2 pseudogenes are annotated in these 900 nt (G+C 66.8%); both read left to right on the top strand.

From position 1 onward, the window contains the following. Positions 1 to 804: pseudogene (locus AC5P1C_RS43850) on the top strand (2-oxoacid:acceptor oxidoreductase subunit alpha); the annotation flags it as partial. Then, positions 740 to 900 (top strand): annotated as a pseudogene (locus tag AC5P1C_RS43845) (2-oxoacid:ferredoxin oxidoreductase subunit beta); the annotation flags it as partial. The pseudogenes AC5P1C_RS43850 and AC5P1C_RS43845, both read left to right, overlap by 65 nt.

Here is a 900-nt window from a genome sequence, read left to right as displayed (position 1 = left end):
GAGCAGGCCGATCTGCTGCAGGCGATGTTCGGGCGTAATGGTGAGGCGCCGGTGCCGATCGTGGCGCCGAAGACGCCGGCCGACTGCTTCGACGCCGCGATCGAGGCGGCGCGGATCGCGGTCACCTACCGCACCCCGGTCTTCCTGCTGAGCGACGGTTATCTGGCCAACGGCTCGGAGCCGTGGCGGATCCCGGGCACCGAGGAACTACCTGATCTGCGCGTGCAGTTCGCGTCGGGGACCAATCACACCGAGGACGACGGCACCGAAGTCTTCTGGCCCTACAAGCGTGACCCGCACACGCTGGCCCGTCCGTGGGCCATCCCGGGTACGCCGGGTCTTGAGCACCGCATCGGTGGGATCGAGAAGCAGGACGGCACGGGCAACATCTCCTACGACCCGGCCAACCATGACTTCATGGTCCGCACCCGCCAGGCCAAGATCGACGGGATCACCGTGCTCGATCTGGAGGTCGACGACCCCTCCGGTACCGCGAGCCTCCTGGTCCTCGGCTGGGGCTCGACGTACGGCCCCATCACCGCCGCCGTCCGCCGGGTCAGGCAAGAAGGCACCGACGTGGCCCAGGCCCACCTGCGCCACCTCAACCCCTTCCCGGCCAACCTCGGCGATGTCCTGCGCCGCTACGAGCACGTCCTGATACCGGAGATGAACCTGGGCCAGCTCGCCACCCTCATCCGCGCCAAGTACCTGGTGGATGCCTGCACGTACGACCAGGTCAATGGCATGCCCTTCAAAGTGGGGCGGCTCGCCACCGCGATCCGGGAGGTACTCAATGTCTTCTGAAGCCCTGTCTCTCGTGCCGAAGGCCGAGGCCAAGCAGTCCATGAAGGACTTCAAGTCCGATCAGGAGGTGCGTTGGTGCCCCGGCTGTGGTGACTA

Source organism: Streptomyces sp. A18, from assembly GCF_059026065.1.
The sequence above is the reverse complement of the archived record's forward strand: the minus strand, read 5'-3'. Positions and strand labels throughout refer to the sequence as shown.